Annotated in this window: 18 protein-coding genes and 6 pseudogenes; 12 read left to right on the forward strand and 12 right to left on the reverse strand. The window is 72.2% G+C overall.

What is annotated here, in order from left to right; all coding sequences use genetic code 11:
* Nucleotides 1-246 precede the first annotated feature (246 nt).
* Nucleotides 247-3,360: an alpha-mannosidase gene (locus HUV60_RS03090; RefSeq protein ID WP_257852424.1), complete on the reverse strand. Its 3,114-nt coding sequence runs from the start codon at nt 3,358-3,360 to the stop codon at nt 247-249.
* Between the two features lie 36 nt (nt 3,361-3,396).
* A complete protein-coding gene (locus HUV60_RS03095) occupies nt 3,397-4,734 on the reverse strand; it encodes a 6-phospho-beta-glucosidase (protein WP_257852423.1) in 1,338 nt (445 codons plus the stop codon).
* A gap of 421 nt (nt 4,735-5,155) precedes the next feature.
* On the opposite strand from HUV60_RS03095, the gene HUV60_RS03100 reads away from it, so the two are divergent.
* The 5 genes and pseudogenes from HUV60_RS03100 (at nt 5,156) to HUV60_RS03120 (ending at nt 10,999) form a co-directional block, all read left to right on the forward strand.
* On the forward strand, nt 5,156-6,574 hold the full coding sequence (locus tag HUV60_RS03100) for a glycoside hydrolase family 16 protein (protein ID WP_257852422.1): 1,419 nt from the start codon (nt 5,156-5,158) through the stop codon (nt 6,572-6,574).
* Between the two features lie 263 nt (nt 6,575-6,837).
* Nucleotides 6,838-8,406 carry a glucose-6-phosphate dehydrogenase gene (zwf, locus tag HUV60_RS03105; protein ID WP_257852420.1) on the forward strand — a complete coding sequence of 523 codons (1,569 nt, stop codon included), beginning with the start codon at nt 6,838-6,840 and terminating at the stop codon, nt 8,404-8,406.
* On the forward strand, nt 8,403-9,338 hold the full coding sequence (gene opcA, locus HUV60_RS03110; RefSeq protein WP_257852418.1) for a glucose-6-phosphate dehydrogenase assembly protein OpcA: 936 nt from the start codon (nt 8,403-8,405) through the stop codon (nt 9,336-9,338). The genes zwf and opcA overlap by 4 nt, the downstream gene beginning before the upstream one ends.
* A 105-nt stretch (nt 9,339-9,443) precedes the next feature.
* A pseudogene (gene gnd, locus HUV60_RS03115) lies at nt 9,444-10,313 on the forward strand (phosphogluconate dehydrogenase (NAD(+)-dependent, decarboxylating)); the annotation flags it as partial.
* 101 nt (nt 10,314-10,414) lie between these two features.
* Complete coding sequence (locus HUV60_RS03120) at nt 10,415-10,999, forward strand: histidine phosphatase family protein (protein WP_257852416.1); 585 nt, start codon at nt 10,415-10,417, stop codon at nt 10,997-10,999.
* 126 nt (nt 11,000-11,125) lie between these two features.
* On the opposite strand, the pseudogene HUV60_RS03125 reads toward HUV60_RS03120, so the two are convergent.
* Both HUV60_RS03125 and HUV60_RS03130 read right to left on the reverse strand, forming a co-directional pair.
* Nucleotides 11,126-11,359, reverse strand: a pseudogene (locus HUV60_RS03125) (sugar phosphate isomerase/epimerase and 4-hydroxyphenylpyruvate domain-containing protein); the annotation flags it as partial.
* A gap of 63 nt (nt 11,360-11,422) precedes the next feature.
* Nucleotides 11,423-11,662 (reverse strand): annotated as a pseudogene (locus tag HUV60_RS03130) (shikimate dehydrogenase); the annotation flags it as partial.
* Nucleotides 11,663-11,974: 312 nt separating this feature from the next.
* Here HUV60_RS03130 and HUV60_RS03135 point away from each other — a divergent pair.
* Nucleotides 11,975-13,228, forward strand: coding sequence for a serine hydrolase domain-containing protein (locus HUV60_RS03135; protein WP_257853153.1), 1,254 nt, complete (start codon nt 11,975-11,977; stop codon nt 13,226-13,228).
* Nucleotides 13,229-13,256: 28 nt separating this feature from the next.
* On the opposite strand, the gene ribA is transcribed toward HUV60_RS03135, so the two are convergent.
* Nucleotides 13,257-13,916 carry a GTP cyclohydrolase II gene (gene ribA, locus HUV60_RS03140; protein WP_257852415.1) on the reverse strand — a complete coding sequence of 220 codons (660 nt, stop codon included), beginning with the start codon at nt 13,914-13,916 and terminating at the stop codon, nt 13,257-13,259.
* A 41-nt stretch (nt 13,917-13,957) separates the two neighbouring features.
* On the opposite strand from ribA, the pseudogene HUV60_RS03145 reads away from it, so the two are divergent.
* Nucleotides 13,958-14,629, forward strand: a pseudogene (locus HUV60_RS03145) (creatininase family protein); the annotation flags it as partial.
* Here HUV60_RS03145 and HUV60_RS03150 read toward each other — a convergent pair.
* The 5 genes from HUV60_RS03150 to HUV60_RS03170 all read right to left on the reverse strand — a co-directional run bounded on the left by HUV60_RS03150 (nt 14,602) and on the right by HUV60_RS03170 (nt 19,689).
* Nucleotides 14,602-15,873: a lysylphosphatidylglycerol synthase transmembrane domain-containing protein gene (locus HUV60_RS03150; protein WP_257852414.1), complete on the reverse strand. Its 1,272-nt coding sequence runs from the start codon at nt 15,871-15,873 to the stop codon at nt 14,602-14,604. The pseudogene HUV60_RS03145 and the gene HUV60_RS03150 sit on opposite strands and share 28 nt — an antisense overlap.
* Nucleotides 15,870-16,868 carry a class I SAM-dependent methyltransferase gene (locus HUV60_RS03155; protein ID WP_257853152.1) on the reverse strand — a complete coding sequence of 333 codons (999 nt, stop codon included), beginning with the start codon at nt 16,866-16,868 and terminating at the stop codon, nt 15,870-15,872. Before HUV60_RS03155 ends, HUV60_RS03150 begins: the two co-directional genes overlap by 4 nt.
* Nucleotides 16,869-16,921: 53 nt before the next feature.
* Nucleotides 16,922-18,151, reverse strand: coding sequence for a glycosyltransferase family 4 protein (locus tag HUV60_RS03160; protein WP_443047492.1), 1,230 nt, complete (start codon nt 18,149-18,151; stop codon nt 16,922-16,924).
* 41 nt (nt 18,152-18,192) lie between these two features.
* Complete coding sequence (locus HUV60_RS03165) at nt 18,193-18,591, reverse strand: 6-pyruvoyl trahydropterin synthase family protein (protein ID WP_257852411.1); 399 nt, start codon at nt 18,589-18,591, stop codon at nt 18,193-18,195.
* Between the two features lie 114 nt (nt 18,592-18,705).
* A complete protein-coding gene (locus HUV60_RS03170) occupies nt 18,706-19,689 on the reverse strand; it encodes a zinc-dependent alcohol dehydrogenase (protein ID WP_257852410.1) in 984 nt (327 codons plus the stop codon).
* A gap of 108 nt (nt 19,690-19,797) precedes the next feature.
* On the opposite strand from HUV60_RS03170, the gene HUV60_RS03175 reads away from it, so the two are divergent.
* Nucleotides 19,798-20,559: a CDP-alcohol phosphatidyltransferase family protein gene (locus HUV60_RS03175; protein ID WP_257852408.1), complete on the forward strand. Its 762-nt coding sequence runs from the start codon at nt 19,798-19,800 to the stop codon at nt 20,557-20,559.
* Between the two features lie 145 nt (nt 20,560-20,704).
* Here HUV60_RS03175 and HUV60_RS33520 read toward each other — a convergent pair whose 3' ends face one another.
* Nucleotides 20,705-21,931 carry a family 43 glycosylhydrolase gene (locus HUV60_RS33520; RefSeq protein WP_331461970.1) on the reverse strand — a complete coding sequence of 409 codons (1,227 nt, stop codon included), beginning with the start codon at nt 21,929-21,931 and terminating at the stop codon, nt 20,705-20,707.
* A 123-nt stretch (nt 21,932-22,054) separates the two neighbouring features.
* Between HUV60_RS33520 and HUV60_RS03185 the strand changes: the two genes are divergently transcribed.
* A complete protein-coding gene (locus tag HUV60_RS03185; protein WP_257852405.1) occupies nt 22,055-22,942 on the forward strand; it encodes a CAP domain-containing protein in 888 nt (295 codons plus the stop codon).
* A 160-nt stretch (nt 22,943-23,102) separates the two neighbouring features.
* Here HUV60_RS03185 and HUV60_RS03190 read toward each other — a convergent pair whose 3' ends face one another.
* A complete protein-coding gene (locus HUV60_RS03190; RefSeq protein WP_257852404.1) occupies nt 23,103-23,831 on the reverse strand; it encodes a formylglycine-generating enzyme family protein in 729 nt (242 codons plus the stop codon).
* Between the two features lie 480 nt (nt 23,832-24,311).
* On the opposite strand from HUV60_RS03190, the gene HUV60_RS03195 reads away from it, so the two are divergent.
* From HUV60_RS03195 to HUV60_RS03205, 3 genes and pseudogenes are all read left to right on the forward strand, one after another.
* On the forward strand, nt 24,312-25,001 hold the full coding sequence (locus HUV60_RS03195) for a hypothetical protein (protein ID WP_257853220.1): 690 nt from the start codon (nt 24,312-24,314) through the stop codon (nt 24,999-25,001).
* Nucleotides 25,002-25,099: 98 nt separating this feature from the next.
* Nucleotides 25,100-25,369 (forward strand): annotated as a pseudogene (locus tag HUV60_RS03200) (deoxyxylulose-5-phosphate synthase); the annotation flags it as partial.
* A gap of 141 nt (nt 25,370-25,510) precedes the next feature.
* Nucleotides 25,511-25,594: pseudogene (locus tag HUV60_RS03205) on the forward strand (deoxyxylulose-5-phosphate synthase); the annotation flags it as partial.
* Nucleotides 25,595-25,802 lie beyond the last annotated feature (208 nt).

The following is a 25,802-nucleotide window of genomic DNA, read 5'->3' on the forward strand; positions in this document are numbered from 1 at the left end:
GTCCCGGCGCGCTTCTCCCGTGCCGGGCCGAATTTTTCTCGGGAAATTCCTCCGGAGGGTGTATCAGGCGGCGGGGGTCGCGCTCTTAACGGTGAAGGGCGACGGGGGAAGCCCCTCCGGGGGACGGGGAAGCCTTCCGGAGGGGACGGGGAAAGCCCGGGGAAAGCACGGGGGAGGGGGCTCGGGTCGGTCGGCCGCTGTCACGGGGGGTGACCGGCCGACCCGATGCTCCCGTCGGTCCCGCCCTCAGTTCCGCCGCACCGTCAACCGCAGGGTCAGCACCTGGAAGGGGCGCAGGGCCACCGGCACGGTGTCCCTGCCGGTGGCCGCCGGTTCCAGCGGGCGCTCCAGGAGGTCGGTCACCGTGGCGCCGCCGAGCGGGAAACCGGTGCGCAGGGTGCCGGTGGCGCGCCCGCCCCGGGACTCGTAGAGGCGGACGACGACATCACCGGAGGCGTCGTCCGCGAACTTGACGGCCTCCACGGTCACTCCCTCGCCGTCCACGGAGACGACGGGAGCGGCGGCAGCCACGGAGACCTGTGGGTCCGGCGGGGCCGCCGACCGGGTCACGCGCAGCGGCAGGTTGAGGGCGTAGCCCTCCGCGACGGCGTCCTCGATGTCCGCGCCGGGCAGCAGCGCGTAGGTGAAACGGTGGATGCCCTGGTCGGCCCCGGGGTCCGGGACGCGGGGCGCGCGCACCAGGCTGAGGCCGACCGTGGTGGTCGTTCCGCCGTCGTCGCGGACCGTGCGGGTCACGTCGTGGCCGTACGTCGAGTCGTTGAGGACGGCGACACCGTAGCCGGGTTCGCCGAGGTGCACCCAGCGGTGGCCGGACACCTCGAACCGGGCCGCCTCCCAGCTGGTGTTGGTGTGGGTGGGGCGCTGGACGTGTCCGAACTGGATCTCGGCGGAGGAGTGCGGGGCCCGGATGTCCACCGGGAAGCCGGCCTTGAGGATCTTCTCGGCCTCGTGCCAGTCGATCTCGGTCTCGAAGTCGATCCGGGGGCTGCCGGCGCGCAGGGTGATCGTCTGGGTGATCCGTGAGCCGTTGCCGAAGGCGCGTTCCACGCGGACGGCGCCGAACAGCGGGTCCTCCGCGACGACGGTGACGGACTCGGTGCCGAGCAGGTCCGTGCGGCGGTTGCGGTAGTGCTTGTCGATGTCCCAGGCGTCCCAGTGGTTGGGGAGGTCCGTGTGCAGCCGCAGCAGGTTGCCGGGGCCTGCCAGCACCTCGCGGGCCGCCCGCAGGTCGTATACGGACGACAGTGTGCCGTCCTCCGCCACCCGCACCCGTACCCGCCCGTTGTCGAGCACCCGTGCCGTGGCCGTGACGGTGACGGTGACGGGCTGCGGGGGAACGGCCGGGGCCGCCTCCGCCTTCAGGGGTGCACTGCCGTTCGCGGGCACCGTCACGTAGACGGGCGGGCCGTCGGGGGTACGGACCACCTCGGCGCGGTCGTACGGGCTCGTGTTGAACACCCGGGCCCCGGCGTCAGGGCTGCCGGCGCCCAGGGCGTCGGTCGCCTCCCTCGTCAGCGTCTCCAGTTCCTCCGCGACCCTGGCGTACTCGGCCTCGGCCTCCCGGTGCACCCAGGCGATGGAGGAGCCGGGCAGGATGTCGTGGAACTGGTGCAGCAGGACGGTCTTCCACAACCGGTCGAAGGCGCCGTACGGGTAGGAGTACTGGTCCGGCACGTGCAGGGCTGCCGTCGTGGCCCACAGTTCGGCCTCGCGCAGCCGGTGTTCACTGCGTCGGTTGCCCTGTTTGGTGCGGGCCTGGCTGGTGTAGGTGGCGCGGTGGAGTTCCAGGTAGAGCTCGCCGTTCCAGACCGGGGCGTTCGGGTACTCCTCCCGGGCCTTGGCGAAGAAGGCGTCGGGGTGTTCGACGACGACCTTCGCGGAGCCCTCCAGATCGGCCAGCCGGCGGGCCCGTTCCATGTGCTCGCGGGTGGGGCCGCCCCCGCCGTCGCCCCAGCCGAACGGCGCGAGCGAGCGCCTGCCGCCGCCCTTCTCGCGGTAGTTGCGCACGGCACGGGCCATCTCGTCGCCGGTGAGAGCCGCGTTGTAGGTGTCGACCGGCGGGAAGTGGGTGAAGATGCGGGTGCCGTCGATGCCCTCCCACCAGAAGGTGTGGTGCGGGAACCTGTTGGTCTGGTTCCAGGAGATCTTCTGGGTGAGGAACCAGTCGTTGCCGGCGAGCTTGGCGAGTTGCGGGTAGGCGGCTGTGTAGCCGAAGGAGTCGGGCAGCCAGACGCCCTTGGTCTCGAAGCCGAAGTGTTCGAGGAAGAACCTTTTGCCGTGGACGAGTTGGCGGGCGAGGGCCTCGCCGCCGGGCAGGTTGCCGTCGGCCTCGACCCACATGCCTCCCACCGGCGCCCACTGACCCCTCCCGACCGCCTTTCTGATCCTCTCCCACACCTGGGGGTAGTGGTCGCGCACCCACGCGTACTGCTGGGCCTGCGAGCAGGCGAAGACGAACTCGTCGTACTCGTCGGCGAGCGCGGTGGCGTTGGAGAAGGTGCGGGACGTCTTGCGCCGTGTCTCGCGCAGCGGCCACAGCCAGGCGGAGTCGATGTGGGCGTGCCCGACGCCGGAGACGGTGTGCGCGCTGGCGTGCGCGGGCTGCGCGAGGACGGGGGCGAGGATCTCGCGGGCCGCGGGGGCAGTGCCGGAGATGTCGTCGAGGTCGAGGACGTCCATGGCCCGGTCGAGCGCGTGCGCGATCTCGTGCCGGCGGGGTTCGTGCTCGCCCAGTTCGGCCATGAGTTCGCGCAGCACCTGGAGGTCGAGGTCGAGGTGCCAGACCGGTTCGTCGAGGACGGCGAGGTCGGCGCCGCGGAACACGTACAGCGGTGTGTCACCCGCCGTGAGCCGGTCGCCGAGCGGGGTGGGGTGCGCGAAACCGTCGGCCAGGATGTCGGGGTTGGAGGCCGCCTCGACCAGGTAGTCGATCTCCTCGCCGCCCGCGGCCGGGCGTCCGACCGGGACGTACCGGTTGAACGGGTTGACGGCCTTCAGGGGGGTGCCGTCGGGCAGGTGCACGAGGCCTTCGGCCTGGAAGCCCGGTCCGGCGCCGGTGAAGCCGAGGTCGATGACCGCCTCGACGCGTTGTCCGGCCCATGCTTCGGGGACCTGTCCGCGCATCCGGAACCAGGTGGTGCCCCAGGGCGGACCCCACGGGGTGTTCGGGGCGAAGGGCGCGTAGGGGGCGGCCACGGCCTCGGCGAAGGGGACCGGTTCGCCCGGTGCGTGCCAGGCCTCGACGGTGAGCGGGACGGTGGCGGCGTAGACCGCGGGTCTGACGCGCTGGTGATGGAGCCGCTGGACGCGGTGCTCGATCCGGTGGCGTTCGTCGTGCATGAGGTGCTCTCCTCCTGAGGTGCTCTTCCCGCGGGGCTACTTGAGGTGGGCCAGGCCGGGGTGGACGGCGGCGTAGCCGTCGACGAGGCGGCGGGCCACGTTCACGGAGTCGACGAGCGGGTGCAGCGCGAACGCCTTGACCGCGTGGGTGCGGGAGCCGGACTCGGCGGCACGGAGCACCTCGCGCTCGACCGCCTTGACGGAGCAGACCAGGCCGGTGGCGTGAGCGGGCAGCGGATCGACGGAGACGGGGTGTGCTCCCTGGGCGTCGACCAGGCAGGGGACCTCGATGACCGCGTCCCCGTCCAGCTCCGAAAGGGTGCTGCGGTTGAGGACGTTGAGGATCAGGGTGGTGCGTTCGTCGCGGGCGACGGCCCGCATCAGGGCGAGTGCCACCTTCTCGTAGCCGCCGGACAGGTCGTCCTCGTCGCGGTCACCGGCTCCGGCGGTCTCGCGGTTCTCGGACATGTAGGTGGCCTCGCGTTCGGCGCGGGTGCGCTCCCAGGTGGCGAGGGCGGGGGTGCCGGGGTCACCCGCCTGCGTGTAGAAGCGGGCCTGTTGGTCGTGGAGGAAGGCGCCGCGGGTCTTCCGGGCCTGCTGGTAGGCGCGGACGGTCTCCCGGTTGAAGTAGTAGTAGTGCAGGTACTCGTTGGGGACGGCGCCGAGGGACTGGAGCCAGTCGGCGCCGAAGAGCCGGCCCTCCTCGAAGGAGTCGAGCAGCGGCAGGTCGGCGAGCAGGCGCGGGAGTTCGTCACGGCCCTTGACGTACAGGCCGCGCACCCAGCCGAGGTGGTTGAGGCCGACGTAGTCGATCCACGCCTCCCGCGGGTCCGTGCCGAGCACCCGGGCGACACGGCGGCCGAGGCCGACCGGTGAGTCGCAGATGCCGATGACCCGGTCGCCGAGGTGCCGGGACATGGCCTCGGTCACCAGGCCCGCCGGATTGGTGAAGTTGATGACCCAGGCGTCGGGGGCGAGCCGGGCCACCCGGCGCGCGATGTCGACGGCGACGGGGACGGTCCGCAGCCCGTAGGCGATGCCGCCCGCGCCGACCGTCTCCTGCCCGAGGACGCCCTCGGCGAGCGCGACCCGTTCGTCGTTCGCGCGGCCCTCGAGTCCGCCGACCCGGATCGCGGAGAAGACGAAGTCGGCACCGCGCAGCGCTTCGTCCAGGTCGGTGGTGGTGCCCACCTCGGGGGCGTCGGGCACGCCGGCCGCCTGTTCGGCTAGTACACGGGCGACTGCGTACAGCCGACGGTCGTCGACATCGTGCAGAACGACCCGCGTCACCCGCCCCTCGGCGTGGTCCCCGAGGAGCGCACCGTACACCAGCGGGACCCGGAATCCTCCGCCGCCCAGAATCGTCAGTCTCACGTCCGCACCCTTCCCACCACGGCGGCTCCGACGCCTGCCGGTCCGTTCGTCCACGATGTCACCGCCGCCGGTCCCGCCCTCGGCCATGACGCCTCCGGCGGGCACCGGGGCCTCCGGCCGGCATGCGCCCGGCAGGTGGTCGAACAGCCGACCGCGTACGGCGCCGGGTCACCGACCGGGCGCCGCTTCGCGCGGCGGGGCGTGGTGCCGTTGCACCCATTCGCGTCAATTCATGAGATGAACTCCCCTCACGCGCAAGGACTTTCTCGGTTACACCTCTTGACGGCCACGGGATCACGGAGCACATTGGCGACACCCTGAGAGCGCTCTCAGAACCGACGGGCAGGGCTCTTCGGGCACTCCCCGCACCCGGATCGGGAACGCATCCGCATCCGTACCCCTCTCCGAGAGGCATCCCCACATGAGTGACCCCTCCGGCCTCCCCCGCAGACCCCGCCTCTCCCGCGGACCCCGTTCGCTGCGGCGGACGCTGATGGCCGCCGTCGGCACGCTCGGGCTCGCGCTCGCGGCCTCCACCCTCGCCCTGCCGTCGGCGAGCGCCTCCGCCCCGGCTCCCCCGTCGGGCTGGAACCAGGTCTTCGTCGACGACTTCAACGGTGCCGCGGGCAGCGGCGTCAACACCTCCAACTGGCAGTACGCGACCGGCAAGGGCTACCCGGGCGGCCCCGCCAACTGGGGCACCGGCGAGATCGAGACGATGACGTCGAACCCGGAGAACGTCTCCCTCGACGGCAACGGCAACCTCCGTATCACCCCGCGCCGGGACGCCTCCGGGAACTGGACCTCCGGCCGCGTCGAGACCAACCGTTCCGACTTCGAGCCGCCCGCCGGTGGCGTCCTGCGCGTCGAGAGCCGTATCCAGGTGCCGAACGTGACCGGTGCCGCCGCCAAGGGCTACTGGCCGGCGTTCTGGATGCTGGGCGCGCCCTACCGGGGCGACCACTGGAACTGGCCTGCCGTCGGCGAGCTCGACATCATGGAGAACACGCAGGGCAACAACACCGTCTTCGCCACGATGCACTGCGGCACCGCGCCCGGCGGGCCGTGCAACGAGAACAGCGGCATCGGGGGTTCGACCACCTGCCAGGGCACGTCCTGTCAGGCCGGCTTCCACACCTACCGGCTGGAATGGGACCGCTCGGGGAGCGTGGAGGAGATCCGCTTCTACCTCGACGGCAACCACTTCCACACCGTGCGGGAGAACCAGGTCGACGCGACGACCTGGACGAACGCCACCGACCACGGCTTCTTCATCATTCTCAACGTGGCGATGGGCGGCGGCTTCCCCGACGCCTTCGGCGGCGGCCCGGACGCCGGTACGCAGCCCGGGCACTCGATGCTCGTCGACTACGTGCAGGTGCTGGCCTCCGGCGGCGGGGGCGGCACCACGCCGCCCCCGTCCGGCAGCCGTGACGCCTACGGCACCATCCAGGCCGAGTCCTTCGACGGCCAGTCCGGCACGGTGACGGAGACCACTTCGGACTCCGGCGGCGGCCAGAACGTGGGCGCGCTGGCCAACGGCGACTGGCTGCAGTTCAAGGGCGTGAACTTCGGCTCGTCCGCGGCCACGCAGTTCTCGGCCCGGGTGGCGAGCGGTGCGCCCACCGGGGTCAGCGGTCTGGTCGAGGTACGTCTGGACAGCCGCGGCAACGCTCCCATCGGAAGTTTCTCGGTGGGCAACACGGGCGGCTGGCAGTCGTGGCGGACCGTCCCGGCGAACGTCGGGTCCGTGAGGGGCACGCACGACGTGTACCTGACTTTCACGAGCGGCCAGCCGCAGGACTTCGTGAACGTCAACTGGTTCACGTTCGGCCGCTGACCCAACGGTTCCACTGCTCCGCCGAGGGGCTCCGCGTACGCGTGGGGCCCCTCTCCCCTGTCCGCGACCTGCGGCTCTCCTGGAGCGCCCGCATTCCCGGCCCCCTCCCCGCGAATACGTCATACTTTTATTCGTGAACGGGTTACGGAGGTGAGGGTTCGGGCGTACCGGGACACCCTGTAGGTGGAGGAGAGGACCGAGGGTGCCACGAGGTACGGCGAGGCAGGCCCTCGGCCACCTCGACGACAAGGAGCTGACGCGGGATGACCGAGGAGACCGAGGAGACCGAAGTGCCGGCCCGGACCGGCACCGGTTGGCCCCATCCCCTGCGTGACCCGCGCGACCGCCGTCTCCCGCGCGTCGCCGGCCCCTCCGGGCTGGTCATCTTCGGAGTGACCGGCGACCTGTCGCGCAAGAAGCTGATGCCGGCGGTGTACGACCTCGCCCACCGGGGTCTGCTGCCGCCGGGCTTCTCGCTGGTCGGTTTCGCCCGCAGGGACTGGAAGGACCAGGACTTCGCGCAGGTGGTGCACGACGCGGTCGGGGAGCACGCCCGCACGCCATTCCGCGAGGAGGTCTGGCAGCAGCTCACCGAGGGCATGCGGTTCGTGCCGGGTGACTTCGACGACGACACGGCGTTCGAACAACTGCGCTCGGCCGTCGACGAGTTGGATATTTCCCGGGGTACCAGCGGCAACTACGCCTTCTACCTCTCCGTACCACCGAAGTTCTTCCCGAAAGTGGTCCAGCAGCTGAAGAAGCACGGGCTGGCCGACCAGTCGAGCGGTTCCTGGCGGCGCGCGGTGATCGAGAAGCCGTTCGGCCACGACCTGAGGTCGGCCGAGGAGCTCAACGCGATCGTGCACGAGGTGTTCGCCCCGGACCAGGTCTTCCGGATCGACCACTACCTGGGCAAGGAGACCGTCCAGAACATCCTGGCCCTGCGCTTCGCGAACACGGTGTTCGAGCCGATCTGGAACCGGTCCTTCGTCGACCACGTGCAGATCACCATGGCCGAGGACATCGGCATCGGCGGCCGGGCCGGCTACTACGACGGCATCGGCGCCGCCCGCGACGTCATCCAGAACCACCTGCTCCAGCTCATGGCGCTCACCGCCATGGAGGAGCCGGCCTCCTTCGACGCGGCGTCGTTGCTCACCGAGAAGCTGAAGGTGCTCCGGGCCGTGCGGCTGCCGAAGGACCTGGGCCCGCACACCGTGCGCGGGCAGTACGAGGGCGCATGGCAGGGCGGCAGGCGGGTGCCGGGCTACATGGAGGAGGACGGCATCGACGCGGGTTCCACCACCGACACGTACGCGGCGATCAAGCTGGGCGTGGACAACCGCCGCTGGGCGGGCGTCCCCTTCTACCTGCGCACCGGCAAGCGGCTGGGCCGCCGGGTCACCGAGATCGCGGTCGTGTTCCGGCGGGCACCGCACTCCCCCTTCGGCTTCGTGGCGACCGCGGAGCTCGGGTCGAACGCCGTCGTCATCCGGGTGCAGCCGGACGAGGGCATGACGGTGCGGTTCGGTTCCAAGGTGCCGGGCACCTCGATGGAGATCCGGGACGTGACGATGGACTTCGCGTACGGCGAGTCGTTCACCCAGGCCAGCCCGGAGGCCTACGAGCGGCTCGTCCTCGACGTCCTCCTCGGGGACGCCAACCTGTTCCCCCGGCATCAGGAAGTGGAAGAGTCCTGGAGGATCCTCGATCCGGTCGAGGAGTACTGGGCGTCCCACGGCAGACCGGCGCGGTACGCCTCGGGCAGCTGGGGACCCCCGGAAGCCGACGAGATGCTCGCACGAGACGGACGGAGCTGGCGCAGGCCATGAAGATCGATCTGACCGACACCACGGCAAGTGATGTCAACAAGGCGCTGGTGCGGGGCCGCCGCGCCATCGGCACCCCGGCGGTGGGCATGGTCCTGACGATGGTGGTCGTCACGGACGAGGAGAACGCCTACGACTCGATCAAGGCCGCCGAGGAGGCCTCGCACGAGCACCCCTCGCGCATGCTGGTCGTCATCAAGCGGCACGCCCGCACTCCGCGCGAGCGCACCCGTCCGCGGCTGGACGCGGAGGTGCGGGTCGGTTCGGAGGCCGGTACGGGCGAGACGGTCGTCCTGCGGACCTACGGCGAGGTGTCCGACCACGCCGACTCCGTGGTGCTGCCGCTGCTGCTCCCGGACGCCCCGGTGGTCGTGTGGTGGCCGGCGGACGCTCCCGAGCACCCCTCGAAGGACCCGCTCGGCGCGCTGGGCCAGCGCAGGATCACCGACCTGTACACGGTGGGGAACCCCCTGAAGGTCCTGTCGGCCCGGAGGCGCACCTACGCGCCCGGTGACACCGACCTGGCCTGGACCCGGCTGACGCCGTGGCGTTCGATGCTGGCCGCCGCCTTGGACCAGGCCCGGCTGACGGTGACGTCGGCGGCGGTGGAGAGCGAGGCCGACAACCCCAGCGCGGAGCTGCTGGCGCGCTGGCTGGAGGCCCGGTTGGAGGTGCCGGTCGAGCGCGTGGAGACGGCCGGCCCGGTGGTCACAGGGGTGCGGCTGGGCACGGCGGACGGCGAGATCGCCATCGACCGGCCGGAGGGCCCGATGGCCACGCTGTCGCTGCCGGGGCAGCCGTCGCGGCGGCTCGCGCTGAAGGTCCGGCCCCTGTCCGAACTGATCGCCGAGGAACTCCGGCGGCTCGACGCGGACGAGATGTACGCCGTCGCCCTGCGCGGCGAGAGCGCCGAGGAGGCCACCGCCCCTGCCTGAGAGGCCCTTCTCCCTTCATTCTCCATACCTGCCACGGGTGACACGTCCGCACCGACCCGCCGCCCCGGTGGGCCGCCCCACCACGACATCGGGAAGTGAACTGACATGCAGATCGGTCTTGTTGGTCTCGGCAGGATGGGCGGCAACATGCGCGAGCGCATCCGCGCCGCCGGGCACACCGTCGTCGGCCACGACACCAATCCCGACCTCTCCGACGTCGCGCATCTGTCCGACCTCGTCGACCGGCTCGACGGGCCGCGCGCGGTCTGGGTGATGGTCCCGGCCGGTGTCGTCACCCAGCGGGTCATCGACCAGCTGGGGAGTTTGCTCAAGCCGGGTGACACCGTCGTCGACGGCGGCAACTCCCGCTGGACGGACGACGAGAAGCACGCCAGGGAGCTGGGCGCCCGGGGCATCGGCTTCGTCGACGCGGGGGTCTCGGGCGGTGTGTGGGGGCTGGAGAACGGCTACGCGCTCATGGTCGGTGGCGACGAGGAGCACGTGGAGCGCCTGAAGCCGATCTTCGACGCGCTCAAGCCGGAGGGCCCCTACGGCTACGTCCACGCGGGCCGGGTCGGTGCCGGGCACTTCGCGAAGATGGTCCACAACGGCATCGAGTACGCCATGATGCAGGCGTATGCGGAGGGCTGGGAACTGCTCGAGAAGGTCGACTCGGTGGACAGCGTCCGCGAGGTGTTCCGCTCCTGGCAGGACGGCACGGTCATCCGTTCCTGGCTCCTCGACCTCGCCGTCGACGCCCTCGGCGAGGACGCCCACCTGGAGAAGCTGCGCGGCTGTGCCGAGGACTCGGGCGAGGGCCGCTGGACCGTGGAGGCGGCCCTCGACAACGCGGTGCCGCTTCCCGCGATCACGGCCTCCCTGTTCGCCCGGTTCTCCTCCCGGCAGGAGGACTCGCCGCAGATGAAGATGGTCGCGGCGCTGCGCAGGCAGTTCGGCGGGCACGCGGTCACGTCCGCGGACACGCCGGCGGACCGGCCCGACCAGGGAGGCCATGGAAGCCCGGAGGCCCGGGCAGGCCGGGCGGACCAGGGAAGCCCGGACGAGGTGTAGCGGCCGTGGGTGATCTGCTGCTCGCCCGGCACGGTGAGACGGAGTGGAGCAGGTCGGGGCGGCACACCGGCCGCAGCGACCTGCCCCTGACGCGGGACGGCGAGGCACAGGCCAGGGCGCTGGCCCCACTGCTCGCGGGCCGCTCCTTCGCCCTCGTGCTCACCAGCCCGCTGGCCCGTGCCCGGCGCACCGCCGAACTGGCGGGTCTGGCGGACGCGTCGCCGGAGCCGGACCTGCGGGAGTGGGACTACGGCGGCTACGAGGGCGTCACCACCGCCGACATCCGGCGCACCCGGCCCGGCTGGGACCTGTGGACCGACGGGGTACCGCCCGGCCCGGAGTTCCCCGGCGAGTCCCCCGGGCAGGTCGGCGCACGGGCCGACCGGGTGCTGTCCAAGGTGGCCGGGGCACTCGACGCGGGCGATGTGATGCTCGTGGCGCACGGCCACCTGCTGCGCGTCCTGACGGCACGCCGGCTGGGTCTGCCGCCCGCGGACGGACGGCTGTTCCGGCTGGAGACGGGGGCGCTGAGCCGGCTGTCGCTGGAGCACGGCAGTCCGGTGATCGAGGAGTGGAACACCCGGACGTGACCGGAGCGGCGTCGGGGCCCGGCGGGGCGAAGGGGGCGCCGTCCGCCTGCGGGGCGGGCCCCCGTGGCACCGCGGGGCGGGCCCCCGCCGTGCCACGGGGCTTCCTGCTCGCGGAGCTCGAGGCAGCACGTGCCGGGCGAACAGCTCGGCGGGCACCGCCTCGATGTCCCGCATCGGCGGGTAGCGGTCGACGGTGAGGCCGAGGTCGGCGCACCGGGTGCGGATCTCCCCGGGGGTGAGCGGGCTGGCGAGCAGATCGTTCTCGAAGATCTCCACGCCGTCGAAGCCCGCGCGGGCGGCGGCCGTGAGCTTCTCGGTGAGGGGGCCGCTGAGGGAGGCGGCGGCGATGGACGTACGCACGTCGGTACCTCTGCTTCCGTGACGTTCCGTGGAGTTCCGTGGAGTTCCGTCCCCTGAGGACTGCTGGGGAGCGGGGACCGGGCCGGTGAGGTGGGCGAGGTGGGCGAGCATCCGGGCCCGGTCGGGTTCCCGGCCGGTGAACAGGCGGAACGCGTCGGCGGCCTGGAAGGCGGCCATACCGCCGCCGTCGAGGGTGGCGCAGCCGGCGACGCGGGCGGCGCGCAGCAGATCGGTCTCCAGCGGCCGGTGGACGACTTCGGCGACCCACACGAGGAGCAGTTGTTCTCCGGGGGCTGGCGGATGCCGTTCTGGATGAGCGCCGCGGTCGCCGCGGTCGGGTACGTGCTCCGCCGCAAGCTCGACGAGACCCCGGCCTTCGAGCAGCAGAGCGCGATCGAGGGTGTCGTGAAACTGCCGCTGGTGGTGCTGCTGCTGCTGCGTGAGCACTGGGCGGACGTCCTGCGGGTGGTCGCGGGCGCGCTGGTCGCACGGAGCGCACCGGCTCGGGTGTTCCCCGGCCGGGTTCGCCGGCGTGTTCCCGTGCGCGACGAGGTCTGGCCCGGCCCGGGCGGGGTATCCCGAGAGTCGGCTCGTGAGGTTGATCGAAGGAGTGCCATGGGACTGCTGCGGCAAGAGGCCGACCCGGAGGAGACCGGTCTGGACGCGAAGGCGCTGGACCGGATGGACCGGCACTTCGCGCGCGAGGTCGACGAGGGGCGGCTGCCCGGATTCCTGGTGTCCGTCGCCCGGGGAGGGCGGATCACCCACCTCACGGCGTACGGGCGGCGGGACGTCGCGTGCGGGCTGCCGGTGGAGAGCGACACGCTGTGGCGGATCTACTCGATGACCAAACCGGTGACGGCCTTGGCCGCTCTGGTCCTCGTCGAGGAGGGCCGGCTGTCCCTGGACGACCCGGTAGGCCGTCACCTGCCGGCGTTCGCCGAGCCCCGCGTGTACGAGAGCGGCTCCGGCGACGGGATACGGACGCGTCCTGCCGCGGGCCCCCTGCTCGTACGGCACCTGATGTCCCACACCGCCGGGCTGACGTTCGCCTTCTACCACGCCCATCCGGTGGACGCGCTGTACCGCGAGGCGGGGCTCGACTCGTCGGTGGCGCCGGAAACGGACCTGGCGGGAACGGTCGACGCGTACGCGCGACTGCCGCTGCAGTTCGACCCGGGGACACAGTGGAACTACTCGGTCGCCTCCAACGTGCTGGGGCGGATCATCGAGGTGGTGTCCGGGCGACCGCTCGACGTGTTCTTCGCCGAGCGGATCTTCGGCCCGCTGGGGATGACGGACGCCGGGTTCCAGGTCTCCGACGAACAGGCCACGCGGCTGGCGGAGTTGTACGGGGAGACGGACGGCACCGGTGACGACGACGGCGGCAGTTGCGTCATCGAACCCGTCGCCGGGCTGCCGTTGCACGGGCGGCCTCGGTTCCTGTCCGGCAGCGGGGGCATGGTGGCCTCGGCGCACGACATGCACCGGTTCACGGAACTCTTGCGGCGGCGGGGCGAGTTGGACGGGGTCCGGCTGCTCGCCCCGCAGACCGTGGACCTGATGACCCGCAACCACCTTCCCGGCGGCTCCGATCTGCGCGCCGTCGGCAGCCGTCCGGCCCACGACGATCCCGGCAACGAGGGGGTCGGTTTCGGCCTCGGCGTCTCCGTGGTCGTCGACCCGTCCCGTACACAGGATCCTTCCGGCCTCGGCACGTACGGCTGGACGGGGGTCGCCACCACGGCGTTCTGGGTCGACCCGGGCCGCGACCTGACCGTGCAGTTCTACACGCAGGTGCGGCCCAGGTCCTCCCACACGGCCTTCCGGGACCTCAGGCGGCTCGTGCACGAGGCCGTCACCGGCTGAACCCTCCGCTGTCCGGCCAGGGGCGCCGTCAGGACCAGTGCGCCACCGCGTCGAGGTGGGGCAGGTTGTGGTCGAGGCGTTCCCGCTTGGTGCGCAGGTAGGTGATGTTACTCTCGCACGGCGGGATCAACAGCGGTACCTGTTCGGTGACCTGGATGCCGTGCTGCTGCAACGCGTCGCGCTTGCGGGGGTTGTTGGACATCAGCCGGACCGACTCCACGCCCAGGTCCTGGAGGATACCCGCGGCGACGCCGTAGTCGCGGGCGTCCACCGGCAGGCCGAGGGCGAGGTTCGCCTCGACGGTGTCCAGGCCCTCCGCCTGCAGGGCCATCGCGCGCAGTTTCGCCAGCAGGCCGATGCCTCGGCCCTCGTGCCCTCTCAGGTAGACGACCACGCCCGCCCCTTCGTCGGCGACGGCGCGCAGCGCGGCGGCGAGCTGGTCGCCGCACTCGCAGTGCCGGGAGCCGAACGCGTCCCCGGTCAGGCATTCCGAGTGCAGCCGGGTGAGGACCCGGTCCGCGCCGATATCGCCGTGAACCAGGGCGACTTGTTCGTCACCGCGGTCGTGGTCCAGGTAGCCGACCGCCTGGAACTTTCCGTACACGGTGGGCAACGGTGCATTCACGACGCGTTCCACGCCGGTGCGCTGCGGGGGCTTCTTGCCGAGTACGCCTATGTTTTCTGTCATGATTCTCGAGTTCCTAAGCAGAGACGGAAGGCCGTGAGGATATGAGTGGTTCACCAAAGCGGTCGGCGGCATACGGCCCGGTCCACGGTCTGTTGCCGGCGGATACTACAGAAGATGTACGGAAGCGGGGCGCCGACGTCTCACGGCAGATCGCGGTCCTTCCCGTCGGGAGTTTCGAGCAGCACGGCCCGTTCCTGCCGCTGGCTACCGACACGCTGGTGGCGTGTGCCGTCGCGCGGGAGATCGCCGACGCGTATCCGGTGCATCTCCTGCCTCCGGTGACGATCGGCTGCTCGCACGAGCACGCGGCCTGGCCGGGAACCGTCTCCATCTCCTCCGTGACCCTTCACGCGGTGGTACGGGACATCGCCGACTCGCTGCGCCGGTCAGGTGTGGACACCCTGGTGGTGGTCAACGGACACGGCGGAAACTACGTACTCGGCAACGTCGTTCAGGAATCATCCGCCCGCGGTGAGCGCATGGCGCTGTTCCCCGCCCCGGAGGACTGGGAGACCGCGTTGCGGCACGCCGGTGTGGAAACCTCACTGCTCACCGACATGCACGCGGGGGAAATCGAGACCTCCATCCTTCTGCGCACTCATCCCGAATTGCTCCGACCCGGTTATGAGACCTCCGATCACGTAGCCGACGACCGGAGCCAGTTGCTCACGCTGGGAATGTCCGCCTATACCGATTCCGGTGTCATCGGCCGCCCTTCGCTGGGCTCGGCGGACAAGGGCAGGGAACTCCTGGTGAGCCTCGTGGACTCCTTCGGCACGTATTTCTCGATGCTCTCCCCCGCCTCCGCTCCGGCCTCGGCCCCCAGCGGTGTCAGCGGGGCGTAGTCCGGGATGTCCTGCGCGTCGGAGGCGGGTGCGGGTCCGGGCGTGGGGGCGGCGGCCGTCCGGCGGCCGGCGCGCAGGCCGGCGTACCAGCGGGCGACGAGCACGAGCACACCGGGCAGGCTCGCCGCGAGGCTGAGCACTCCGTAGACCACGGCGACGGTCAGGCCGCGGCCCGCGCCCAGTCCCGCGGCGCCGAACGCCCAGGCGGCGACGCCCTCGCGGGGGCCCCAGCCGCCGACGTTCAGGGGCAGCGACATGGCGAGCAGCGCCAGGACGGCCAGGGGCAGCAGCTCGGTCACCGCCGCACCGACCCCGGCGACACGGGCGGCGAGGACGAACATCGCCAGGTATCCGGCCAGGACGACGGAGGAGGAGACGAGGACGCCCGGCCCGTTGCGCCGGGACAGCAGCCCCTCACGTGCCTCGGCGAGCGCCGACCGCAGCGCCCGGCCCCGGCGGGAGGGTCCCGGCCGGTTCATCCGCAGGGCGAGGACGACAGCGCAGGCACCCAGTGCGGCGAGGCCCGCCATGGGTGCCGCCTGCCGCAGGTCGTCGCGGACCGGGGACGGCATGGTCAGCAGCATCACGGCGCCTGCGGCGAACAGCGCGAGCTGTCCGGCGGTCCGCTCCAGGACCACGGACCGCACCCCGCGGCCCAGGTCGCCGGTGCTCTGCCCGTGCCGTACCGCGCGGTGGACGTCGCCGAGGACGCCTCCGGGCAGGGCCGCGTTCAGGAACAGGGCGCGGTAGTAGTCGGCGACCGCCGGGGCGAGGGGCAGCCGGATGCGCAGGGCGCGGGCCACCAATGCCCAGCGCCAGGCGCTGAACACCGTGGTCACCAGCCCGATCCCGAGCGCCACCAGCAGGGACGGCCCGTCGATCCGGCGCAGCCCGTCGACGAAGACGCCGGTGCCCAGGCGCCACAGCAGCACGGCGAGGATGGCGACGCCGGCGACGGTGCCGATGCGGGTGCGTACGGCGGGGGTGTTGAGCCGGGCGAAGAAGGCGCGGGGGCCGGTGGCGGTACCGGCACCGGGGCGTACGGGGTGCGACGGGGACGGCTCCGGAATGGGCAGGCCCAGTACCGGTGTCTCCACCGCCCTGGCGGTCACGCGGTGCCGCCCGCCGGCCGGCACAGGGCGAGCAGGTCGGTGTGGTGGACGACGACCCGCAGGTCGCCCGCGGCGCAGGCCTCCAGACGCTCGGTGAGGTACCGGCTCGCGGGCTCGGCCAGTTCGGGGCGTTCCTCGACCGCCGCGCCGACCCAGCCCCGCAGCCACTGGGCGATCAGCCCCGCGTGCTCGGGGCCGAGCCGCCAGGGGCTCGGGTTGAGCCGTACGGTCGCCCCGTGCTCGGAGAAGGCTTCCGCGGCGGCGGTGGCCGCGTCCGGGCCGAGCAGTCCGCCTCGCTTCTGGTGGGCGTTGAACGCCTCGGCGATCTCCTGGTCCAGCGGGTGAGGCGCGGTCAGTTCGGCGCGTCCGGCCACCGACAGCGTGAGCAGCGCCGGGCAGCCGGCTCCGGCGCAGGCGGCGGCGAGGGCGTCGACGTCCTCGCGGGTGAGGACGTCGAGGAGTGCGGACGCCGTCACCAGGGAGGCGCCGGACAGGGCGTCCGCGGTGAGCCGGGCGACGTCGCCGCGCCGGGTCTCCACACTGACGCGGCTGCCGTCGGCGGCGGACCGCGGGGAGGCAACGGCGGCGAAGTGCAGGAGGTAGGGGTCCCGGTCGTGCAGGACCCAGTGCTGGGCGCCGTCCAGGCGGGGCGCGAGCCAGCGGCCCATCGAGCCGGTGCCGCAGCCGATGTCGTGGATGACGAAACCGTCGGCCCGTTTCGGCAGGTTGGCGAGCTTGATGCGCAGCGGGTCGAGCAGGTCGTGGGCCCGTGCGAAGGCGTCGGCGGGTTCGCGCAGCTGGAGCCACTCGGGCGCGTACCGGGCGGGTTCGTCCGCCTCGGGGTCGGTGTCGCTGCCCGTCCCCCGCAGCCGGAGGGTGGCCCGCTCACCGGGATGCGGCGCGGGGCCGGCACCGGGGATGACGGACTGGGCGTCCCCGGACCGGGGGCCGGGCTGGGCCGGGATCGCGCCGGTGCCACCCGTGTCCGTGGTCATGGCCGTACTCGCGCCGGTTCCGCTGCCGGTCTGCTGTGTCGTCGCCTGCTTGGTCATGCGGCCCTCCGGGGTTCGGCAGGAAGCCGGCGCAGTACCGTCGCCAGGCTCTGTGCGGTGCTCGCCCAGCCGCCGAGCGCGGCACGCCGGCCGCGGGCAGCCGCCTTCAGCCGGCGGCGGACGTCTGCCTCCCCGAACCAGCCGCGCAGTTCGAGGGCGATGGCGGCGGGGTTCTCCGGCGGGACGAGGATGCCGGGCACCCCGCCGTCGGGGGCACGGCCGACGGCCTCGGGCAGTCCCCCGACATCGGTGGCCAGCACCGGGATGCCCCGCGCCAGCGCCTCGGTGACCGCCATGCCGTACGTCTCGGCGTACGAGGTGAGGACCATCAGGTCGGCGGTGGCGTAGCTGGCGTCGAGCTCGGCGCCGGACTTCGGTCCCGTCAGTTCCAGCCGGTCCTGGAGGCCGTGCTTGCGGATCAGGTGCCGCAGATGGGTGACGTACTCGGGGTCGTGGGTGAGTCCGCCGACCAGGGCGCAGCTCCACGGCAGGTCGGACACCGCCGCCAGTGCCTCCACCAGCCGGTGCTGTCCCTTGCGCGGGGTGACGGCGGCGACGCAGAGCAGCCGGGAGACGCCGTCGGTGCCGGAGGCGAGGGGCGCGATGTCGGCGCCGGGGGCGGCGACGTGGATGCGGTCGGGCGCGAGACCGTGGTGGGAGACCAGGCGGCGTGCCGCCCAGTCGCTGGTGCCGATCACGGCGGGTACCGCGCGCAGCACCGCACGTTCGCGTGCGTCCAGGTCGGCGGCGAGGGCCGGGGCGAGCCCGGTCTCGTCGCCGAGCGGGAGGTGGACGAGGACGGCCATGCGCAGCCGTTGCGCCTCCGGGACGACGATCTCGGGGACCCCGCAGGCGACCAGCCCGTCCAGCATGACGACGCTGCCGTCCGGCAGTTCACGCAGGGTGCGGGCGAGTGCGCCACGGGCAGCGTCGTCCGGGCGGGGCCACTCACCGGCCACGGCGTGCCGCTCCGCCTGCCAGCCGAATCCGGGCAGGTCCAGGCACACGCGCCGGTCGTACGCGTTGCCGCCGCTGGGCACCGACAGGTCGTCGACGCCACCCGGCATCAGGAAGTGCACACGGCGCAGGGACATGGGGATGATCCCACCATTCCATCGAGCGGAGGCCTGGGCGACGGTCTGGGCAGCGGACTGCTGCGGTACGTAGTCCAGGCGGGCCCGGCCGAAGGCGTTGCCGGGGGCCTTGTCCGTGCCCCTGCCGGTCACGTGGACCGTCGTGTCGAGGGCGGTGCCGACGCTCGTGTCGGTCACAGCGCACGCTCGTAGCTCGCCCAGGCGATGTGCGACTCGTGCAGGGTGACCGTGAGCTGTGCGATGCCCTTGGCCCCCTCGCCCAGCGCGCCCTTGTGGATGCGCTCGGCGAGCCGGTCTGCGATGACCTTGGCCAGGTACTCCGTGGAGGTGTTGACCCCCGCGAAGTCGGGTTCGTTGTCGAGGTTGCGGTAGTTCAGCCCGCCGACGACGGCCCCGAGTTCCTGCGTGGCCAGGCCGATGTCGATGACGATGTTGTCCTCGTCCAACTGTTCGCGCCTGAATGTGGCGTCCACGAGGAACGTGGCCCCGTGCAGGCGCTGGGCCGGTCCGAAGACCTCGCCGTGAAAGCTGTGGGCGATCATGATGTGATCGCGGACGGTGATGCTGAACAACGGACGACCCTCCAGGTGCGGCGCGTCTGTTCCCCGGCTGATCGCCGCCGGGGATGCCGGTTAGTACGGCCGGACGCCTCCCGGCGTTCAGCGTCGGGCATGTCTTTTCTCAGGTCAGGCGGCGGCCTCGTCATAACGCACGAGATGGCACAGGGCCGGGGTGTCGCCGGAGGCGAGGCGGGGCATGAGTGCGGGCAGTTCCGCGAACCTGGACTCGCCGGTGATGAGCGCGTCCAGGGCCGGGTCGGCCAGCAGGTCGAGGGCGAGGGCGAGCCGGTCGGCGTAGCTGCGGCCGGGGCGGGCCGGGGAGACGGTGCCGACCTGGCTGCTGCGGATGACGAGCCGCCGTGAGTGGAAGGCCTCGCCCAACGGAAGGCTCACCTTCCGGTCGCCGTACCAGCTCAGTTCGATCACCGTGCCCTCGGCGGAGAGGAGTTCGAGGGAGCGGGTGAGCCCCTGTTCGGTGGCGCTGGCGTGCACGACCAGGTCGCAGCCGCCGAGGGCGTCGCCGGGCAGCGCGAACCCGACACCGAGGGCTTCGGCGGTCCTGGCGCGCGCGGGGTCGGCGTCGACGAGCTGGACCCGCACGCCCGGGAAGCGGGCCAGCAACGCGGCGACCGAGCTGCCGACCATGCCGCCTCCGACGACGGCGACCCGGTCGCCGATCAGCGGCGCCGCGTCCCACAGGGCGTTGACGGCGGTCTCCACGGTGCCGGCGAGCACGGCCCGCCGGGCGGGCACCGTGTCGGGTACGGGTGTCACCGCGCCCGCCGGGACGACGTAGCGGGTCTGGTGCGGGTAGAGGCAGAAGACCGTCCGCCCGACGAGCGCTTCCGGTCCTTCCTCCACCACGCCCACGTTGAGGTAGCCGTACTTCACCGGCCCCGGGAAGTCGCCCTCCTGGAACGGCGCACGCATCGCGGCGTGCTGGCTCTCGGGCACCTGTCCGCGGAAGACGAGGGTCTCCGTGCCCCGGCTCACTCCGGAGTACAACGAGCGCACCAGGACCTCGCCCCCGCCCGGTCCGGACAGGGGGACTTCCCGGATTTCGCCTCGGCCGGGCGAGTCGAGCCAGAACGCATGAGCGGCGCGGTTCATCGAATTCCTCCTGAACGTTCGTCACGTTGCACGCGTACCGAGTGGTGCACAGGCCGCGCACAAGGTAGCGGCGTTGATCGACTCTGTCACACGGCCGGAGGGTGTTCGGTGGCCCTGAACAACAGTTACGACGCAAGGCTCGTACAGCAGGAAACCGCCGTGGGGGCGGGTGTACAGGTCCTGCTGCTGGTGCTGCTCGGTACGGCGATCGGCATGGGCCCTGCGGGCTGGCTGACCGGCCTCGCGTTCGCGATCGCCACGTGGGCGGTGCTCTCCCGGGCCCTGCACCGTTCCCGGCTGCGCTCGTTCGGCGCGGCCAACCGGGTCACACTCGGCCGGGCGATCCTGGTCGGCGGGGTGACCGCGCTGGTCGCCGACTCCTTCCAGGACTCACCGCCCGTCACTCTCTTCGTCGGGCTGACCGCCGTGGCCCTCATCCTCGACGGGGTGGACGGCAAGGTGGCCCGCAGGACCGGCACGTCGACACCGCTGGGCGCCCGCTTCGACATGGAGGTGGACGCGTTCCTCATCCTGGTGCTCAGCGTGTACGTGTCCATGGCGATGGGCCCCTGGGTGCTGCTGATCGGCGGTATGCGGTACGCCTTCGTCGCCGCGGCCCGGGTGTGGCCGTGGCTGAACGCCGCGCTGCCGCCGAGCACGGCCCGCAAGGCGGTGGCCGCGCTCCAGGGAGTCCTCCTGCTGGTGGCGGGCGCGAACCTGCTGCCGCACCTGGTCAACGTCGGGGTGGCCGCGCTGGCGCTGGGGCTGCTGGTGTGGTCGTTCGGCCGGGACGTGCTGTGGCTGTGGCGGACCTCGCGGGTGTGGCCTGCCCCCGTCGAGCGGCCGGTGCGGGAACTCGTCGCGCGATGACGTGCCGTGTCGTCCGGTCGGCCGCGGTGGCCGGCGTCCGGACGTCGGCCGCGGGAGCGGTCGTACCAGGTCGCCTCCAAGCCGGCCGAGCCACCGTGGCCCGGCCGCCAGTCGTGGACCAGGTAGCAGTCGGCTGTCGGGCCCGTCATGGAAGAGGGACGCGTCGAAGCCCCGCGCGTGCAACGGCACGGGATCGGACCAGGAGCCGTGGGTCGACGGGACCGTGGTGAGGCAACCGGGGCTGTCGGTGAAGCCCTCCCGCACAGGTGGAGACGTTGCTGTAGACCAGATGGAACAGGCCGTCCGCGTAGGTGAGGTTCGGCGCCCACACCCCGCCGGAGTCCGGGCAGCCGGTGAGATCGAGGAGGCGTGTGGCGTTCAGGGCACCGGCCAGCGGCTGCCAGTTCACGAGGTCACGGGAACGGCGCAGTCGGACTCCGGGGTGCCAGTCGAAGGTCGAAGTCGCCGGACAGAGGTCGTCGCCCACGCGCGGCACGGACGGGTCCGGGTGCGAACCCGGCAGGACCGGATTACGGGATGATCTGGGTGGCTGACTGCCGCATGCGCCTCGTGCGCCTTTCAGGCTCCGGACGGCCGCGTCCGTGGAGGCCGTTGATCGCCGAGGACCGTGATGTCGAACGTGCTTGCGTGCGATGGGCTGTCGGATCGCCGCCCACATCCCCCTTCCAGGCGCCCCCTCCCCCACAAGCGCCCGTCCGCGCCGGCACCCGGACGTGTCCGTGCTGCCGGCGTGTGCTGCTGCCTCGTGTCCGACGCGGACACCGGGCCGAGGGGCCTGACCTGCCCGGACACCCGGAGGAAGGACACGAAGCTCCGGGAACCGGGCGAGAAGAACCCGAAGATCTTCAGCTGCCCGGGCCTTCCCGCTGTGACGCCTCCCTCGACCCGGTGTCTGGACGGCGCCGGTGTCCTGAGGACGAGCGCGCCGGACGTGTCCGTGAAACGGCTCACCCCTCTGAGCGCCCGTGGGCACGATCTTGCCCTGGATGTGCCCTCGGGCGGCGCGTCCGACCTCACCACCGGCCGACGCCCGGCACCCGGCACCCGGCACCCGGCACCCGGCACCCGGCACCCGGCACCCGGCACCCGCGGAGTGTTCCTCGGTCTCCGGGAGCAATCCGGAATTGATGATTCCGTGACACCTGTCACACCGCGTCCGTGATCTACGCAGGTCACCTAGTAGAACCCACTCTGATGACATAAGGGATTTGTCCGGCTTGCCATGGGCGTGAGGCCGGCCGGGGTGAGCGGTGATCCGGTGGGGAGAGGAGAGCCGCGGTTCTTTCGCCGGGCGGGAGCTTCTGACGAGGCGACAGGCCTTCCGAGAGGCCCGTCGCGAGCAGGTCGGCATGCTCTCCCGCCCGCCGCAAGACCCTCGCGGACCTACGAAGCCCGGTAGTGCGACGGCCTTTGCGCCCTGCGCCGGGCCGTCCCAAGAATGACGACCTCCGGACAGCAGCAGGTGAGGTCACGCATGGGAAAGCATCGTCATCAGAAGCGGTACCGGCGGACGGTCGTCACGGCCGTCGCCATGAGCGCCATAGGCATACCCTCGGTCGCCATGGCCTGTGCCGACTGGCCCGGCAGCGGGCAACAGCGGCACCAGGACACCGCCGCCCCGGCCGCGGCCAAGGACGGGTGGGGCGACGCAGACCGGTACCGCCCGTGGAGCGGTCGGCAGCACGGCGGCCCCTCGACGGCACCGTCGAGCACACCGGCCGCCACCGCGAGCCCGTCGAAGAGTGACACGCCGAAGGACAGCAGCGCCAAGCCGTCGCACAAGCCGAAGAGGACGGCTCCCGAGACGTCCGCCTCCAGGCCCATCAGCACGGCCCCGAAGCCCGTCACCGAGCCCACCACCGCGGCCCCGAAGCCCACCACCGCGGTCCCTGAGCCCTCTACGACCGCGCCGAAGCCCACTACGGCCGCCCCCGAGCCCACCACCGGTGCTTCGAGCCCCGCGGCGGCGGGTGACGCCAACGCCTCCGGAGCCGTCGCCAGGGTCGTGGAACTCGTCAACGCCGAGCGCGGCAAGGTCGGTTGCTCCCCGGTGAAGGTGAACACCACCCTGACCGAGGCCGCCCAGAACCACAGCGAGGACATGGCGGCAAGCGGCAGCATGTCGCACGCCGGCTCGGACGGGTCCTCACCCGCCGACCGCATCACACGGGCCGGCTACAACTGGAGCACCTACGGCGAGAACGTCGCCTACGGCTACTCCACTCCCGAGCAGGTGATGGCCGGCTGGATGGCCAGCCCCGGCCACAAGGAGAACATCCTCAACTGCGCGTTCAAGGAGATCGGCGTCGGTCTCGCGCAGCCCGGTGACTACTGGACGCAGAACTTCGGCACGGCCCGGTAGCCGCCGTACGCTCACACCCCGCCGACGGCAGGCCGCCGGCGGCCTGCCGTCGGCACGACGGACACGGCGCCTGAAGGCGCCCAGGTCGGTGCATCTGAAGACGTACGGCCTCCAGGAGGTACCGCCCGTCATGCGATGCCGGCACGGCGTCCGGTTGGTTCTACGCGGCAGGGGCCGCCGGGCGGAAGCCCGCCCCGATCGCTTCGAGATCCGGCTCGTAGGCGCCGTGCCGACGGGCGCACCGGGCCAGGTCCCGGTCGTGGCGGAACGCTCCGCCCCGTGTGACGTGCCGGTCGAAGGCCCAGTCCTCGGTGCCCGGCACCTCGGCGGGCGCGCCGGGGCAGGGGGCACAGAGGGTGGAGGTCCACTCGTCGGCGTTGCCCGCCATGTCCAGCACACCGAAGGGACTGGCCCCGTCGGGGAACGAGCCGGCCGGCATCGTGGTGCCGATGCCGAGGTCCACCAGGTTGGCCAGGCCGGTGCGGTACTCCTGTCCCCACGGGAACTCCCGGACGTCGTCGCCCCGCGCGGCACGCTCCCACTCGTCCTCCGTGGGCAGCCGCGCGTCGAGGCCGAGCCGTTCCCCGAGCCACCGGCAGGAGGCCGTCGCCGCCTCCCAGGCCACCCCGACGACCGGGTGGTCTGCCGGTGTCTGTGGGACCGGTCGGCCGGTGGACGCCGCGAAGAGTGCCCCCTGGCCGACCGTGACCGGGGTGCGGGCGATCCGGAGCGCGGGGACGTGGGTCTCCGCGCGCGGGGCTTCTTTCCTGTACCACTCCACCGGCACTCCGGTGTCCGCACAGCGGCGGGCCGCTGCCGCCACCTCGTCGACCGGCGTACCCCGGCGCAGCAACCCGGCCGGGATCTCGGCCCAGTTCACCTGCTCCACCCGCCCGGCTGCCTCCTCGGCCCGAGCGGACCACTCTCATGATCGCCTCGGTGGCCGGGGCGGGCATCGGCCGATGGACCCGTCTCCGCGGCGCCCCTGGAACCAGGACGTCGGAACGGAATGACCGCGCTCGGGCCCGACGAGCGGCGCACCTCAGCGTGTACCGGTGGGACGGATCGGTTCGGTGAACGGCTCCCCGTCCTTCTCCGGTCACAACAAGCGGGCCTTAGCGTCGGGTTCCGGCCCGCTCGACTCCCGACGGCTCGTCACCGCGCATGTGCTGCCCGCAGTTCTTGCCGGACCCGTCCGGGCTTCGCTGCGCAGGAGGCGGGAAGAACACCCGCAGAACGTGCAACGCAGGACGCAGAGCAAGGACAGGTGCCGCCCCCGCCCGGCCCGCCGTACCTCCCGCCCCGTGCCCGCCTCCCGCCCCGTGCCCGCCTCCCGGCGCGCACCGCCTCGCAGAGGAGTCGCCACCCCGTGTCCGACAACAGCACCCCCGAGAGACCGGAACCGGCACCGGAACCGGCACCGCACCCCTCGCCGGCATCCGTTCCCCCGCCCCCACCTCCTTCCGCCCCGCCTCCCGCCCCGTACCCGGCCGCCCAGACCTACCCGGTTCCTGAGACCGTCCAGGACCCTCATGGACATCAGGTTCCGGCGCCCCCGGCCGGCCCCCGACCCGGAACGGGAACGGGACGGCGCACTCTCGTACTCGCCGTCGTCGTCGCCTTCCTCGTCGCGTTCCTCGCCGGTGGCGGCATCGCCTGGTGGGTTCTGGGCGAGGACGGCGTCGACGTGACGGACCATGTCGAGGTCGCGGACGGCGAACTCGTCGCCGACCACAGCGACGACACGTACTGCGACGACGACGACGTCTACTCGTACAACGACTGCGACGCGGACCCCGACGAGACCTACGAGTTCACCTACCGGGTCACCAACAGGGGCGACGGGCCCGCCAACTACTCCGTCGTCATCAACGCCTTCGACGAGGAAGGCGACTTCGTCGGCCAGACCTACGTGGGCGCGACCCACCTGGACGCCGGCGACACCGAGTCCGACGAGGGCGAGTTCAGCGAGTACAGCGACTTCGAGGACAACCGTGAAGTCTCCGACATAGCCTCCGTGGAGGTCGCCCACGCCGAACGCACCGCACTGGCCAACTGAGCCGCCACGGCGGGCACGACGGGCACGGCCGGGCTGTCGCTTCGGGATCGTCCCGTCATCCTGCCGAACTCGGGCTGCCCACCGCCTACCCTGGCGCCGTGGGACGCGCGAGGACCTCCTACGTCTGCCTGCCCTGCCGGGCCTCCGACCAGCAGACCTACGACAGGGACAGGGACAGGGACAGGGACAGGCAGCAGCGGATCTGCCCTCGCTGCGCGGAGCCGGTCATCCACGTGGGCATGGCCTTCGCCGCGCCGCCGCGTCGGGACACCGCGGCCTGGCGCACCCTGTCGGTCCTGCTGCACGCGGGTGTCCGCTTCCACAGGAGTTGCTGCGGCGGGCCCGGTTACCGGCCTCGCACGCTGCGCGAGGTGCGCGAGGTGCGCGAGGTGCGCGAGGTGCGCGAGGTGCGCGAGGTGCGCGAGGTGCGCGAGGTGCGCGAGGTGCGCGAGGTGCGCGAGGTGCGCGAGGTGCGCGAGGTGCGCGAGGTGCGCGAGGTGCGCGAGGTGCGCGAGGTGCGCGAGCGGATGACGTACGCCCGACGCACCGGCGAGCCCTTCGCCAGGGCCCTCGTCCGTCCTGACATACCGTGACGCAGCCGTCGGCCCGGCTCCGCCGAGGGCACGTGCGAGGAGGACTCTGTTGCTCTATTCGGGGGAGGGGCACGCACCGCGTCCGAGAGGGGCCGGCCGGGGCCGGACCGCCTCCTCGCGAGACCCGTTCCCTGCGCCCCGCCGACAGGCCGGCGTCCCTCTCCGCAATGGAGCAACAGAGTCGAGGAGCGGTGCAAAGGCCCTGCTG

The sequence above is a fragment of the Streptomyces sp. KMM 9044 genome (genome assembly GCF_024701375.2).
GTDB lineage: Bacteria > Actinomycetota > Actinomycetes > Streptomycetales > Streptomycetaceae > Streptomyces.

What these genes read in the sequence shown, in the direction of transcription:
- HUV60_RS03090 (WP_257852424.1), bottom strand. Translation starts at nt 3,360, where the DNA reads ATGCACGACGAACGCCACCGGATCGAGCACCGCGTCCAGCGGCTCCAT.
- HUV60_RS03100 (WP_257852422.1), top strand. Translation starts at nt 5,156, where the DNA reads ATGAGTGACCCCTCCGGCCTCCCCCGCAGACCCCGCCTCTCCCGCGGA.
- zwf (WP_257852420.1), top strand. Translation starts at nt 6,838, where the DNA reads ATGACCGAGGAGACCGAGGAGACCGAAGTGCCGGCCCGGACCGGCACC.
- opcA (WP_257852418.1), top strand. Translation starts at nt 8,403, where the DNA reads ATGAAGATCGATCTGACCGACACCACGGCAAGTGATGTCAACAAGGCG.
- HUV60_RS03135 (WP_257853153.1), top strand. Translation starts at nt 11,975, where the DNA reads ATGGGACTGCTGCGGCAAGAGGCCGACCCGGAGGAGACCGGTCTGGAC.
- ribA (WP_257852415.1), bottom strand. Translation starts at nt 13,916, where the DNA reads ATGACAGAAAACATAGGCGTACTCGGCAAGAAGCCCCCGCAGCGCACC.
- HUV60_RS03155 (WP_257853152.1), bottom strand. Translation starts at nt 16,868, where the DNA reads ATGACCACGGACACGGGTGGCACCGGCGCGATCCCGGCCCAGCCCGGC.
- HUV60_RS03170 (WP_257852410.1), bottom strand. Translation starts at nt 19,689, where the DNA reads ATGAACCGCGCCGCTCATGCGTTCTGGCTCGACTCGCCCGGCCGAGGC.
- HUV60_RS33520 (WP_331461970.1), bottom strand. Translation starts at nt 21,931, where the DNA reads ATGCCGACCTGCTCGCGACGGGCCTCTCGGAAGGCCTGTCGCCTCGTC.
- HUV60_RS03185 (WP_257852405.1), top strand. Translation starts at nt 22,055, where the DNA reads ATGGGAAAGCATCGTCATCAGAAGCGGTACCGGCGGACGGTCGTCACG.